This is a genomic window from Mesorhizobium sp. PL10 (assembly GCF_053714315.1).
Genome location: NZ_JBSKBR010000189.1, coordinates 1 through 533, shown reverse-complemented (window position 1 = coordinate 533; position 533 = coordinate 1). Strand labels below are relative to the sequence as shown.

1 protein-coding gene is annotated in these 533 nt (G+C 59.7%); it reads left to right on the top strand.

From position 1 onward, the window contains the following. On the top strand, positions 1–533 hold a 533-nt coding region (locus ACWGTO_RS33795; RefSeq protein WP_454578994.1), incomplete at both ends, for a tyrosine-type recombinase/integrase.

Genomic DNA, 533 nt, shown 5'->3' with positions numbered 1-533 from the left:
GGCTGCACGTGGCGCCGTCCAACCTGCGGCTTACAGATCTCGATGCACCACTTATTGTCGCGTTCCTCGAGGACCTGGAAGACAATCGCTCGGTCAGTATCACGACGCGCAATTTGAGGCTGTCGGCGATCCGCACTTTTTTCCGATACGTCGCATTCGAAGAGCCGGCCCATAGCGCGCAGGTCCAGCGCATTCTTGCCATCCCCGGAAAGCTCCACGGTAAGCGCGAAGTCCATTTCCTGTCGCGCCCAGAGATTGATGCGATCCTGGCCGTGCCCGACAAAGCAACCTGGCTTGGTCGTCGCGATTACACGTTACTGCTCCTCGCGGTGCAGACAGGCTTGCGCATTTCGGAGCTGACCAGCCTCGAGCGGGAATCCATCAAACTGGGTACCGGGGCACATGTCTTCTGCCTTGGCAAAGGCCGCAAGGAGCGGCGCACACCGCTCACGAAGTACGCCCGCCGTGTCCTTGAGACGTGGTTGAAAGAGCCCCCTCGTCGAGACTCATCCGCCTTGTTTCCAAACGTACAC